At 67.4% G+C, this 1,006-nt stretch carries 1 protein-coding gene; it reads left to right on the top strand.

What is annotated here, in order from left to right:
- The coding region (gene yjfF / locus AC1D12_RS34060; protein WP_477845485.1) for a galactofuranose ABC transporter, permease protein YjfF at positions 1-769 on the top strand (769 nt) is incomplete at its 5' end.
- Positions 770-1,006: the final 237 nt, after the last annotated feature.

Here is a 1,006-nt window from a genome sequence, read left to right as displayed (position 1 = left end):
GTCGGTGGGGTCGGTGATCGCGCTGACGACGATGGTGTCGGCCTCGCTGGTCGAGAAGCACGGCTGGAGCCCGGGCGCGGTGCTCCCGCTGGTGCTGCTGATGGGCACCGGCTTCGGCGCGCTGCAGGGCGTGCTGATCCAGCGCTTCCGGCTGCAGCCGTTCATCGTGACGCTGGCCGGCATGTTCCTCGCGCGCGGCCTGTGCTACCTGATCAGCATCGATTCGGTCAGCATCACGAACCCGTTCTACACCGAGGTCTCGCAGCTGCGCGTGCCGCTGTGGGAGGGCGCCGAGCTGTCGGTCAGCGCGATCATCGCGCTCGCGGTGGTGGTGCTGGCAGTGTTCGTCGCGCACTACACGCAGTTCGGCCGCACGGTGTATGCGATCGGCGGCAACGAGCATTCGGCGGTGCTGATGGGCCTGCCGGTGCGCAGCACGCTGATCGGCGTCTACACCGTCAGCGGTTTCTGCTCGGCGCTGGCCGGCGTGGTGTTCACCTTCTACATGCTGTCGGGCTACGGCCTGCACGCGGTCGGGCTGGAGCTGGACGCGATCGCCGCCGTGGTGATCGGCGGCACGCTGCTCACCGGCGGCGTCGGCTATGTGCTGGGCACGCTGTTCGGCGTGCTGATGCTCGGGATCATCCAGACGCTGATCATGTTCGACGGCAGCCTGAGTTCATGGTGGACCCGCATCGTGATCGGCGGGCTGCTGTTCATCTTCTGCCTGCTGCAACGCATCTTCGAAACCAGCCGCAAGCGCGGCTGACGCACCCGTTCCCCCTGCAGGGCTCCCCCAGGCCCTGTGTTCTACCTGTGCTTCCAAAAACCAAGGAGACGATCCGTGAAGACATTCCCCCACCGCCAGACCGTGCTCGCCCTGGCTGCCGCCGCAGCCAGCCTGCTGAGTGCCACCTCTGCACAAGCCGTCGATTGGGGCGGCTACTTCCGCACCGGCCCGGGCGCGGCGAAGAAGGACGATGCCCGTGCGTGCTACGGCCTGAGC

Source organism: Rhizobacter sp. P1_G5 (genome assembly GCF_056405435.1).
Note: the sequence above shows the minus strand (reverse complement) of the source record. Positions and strands in the feature narration are given on the sequence as shown.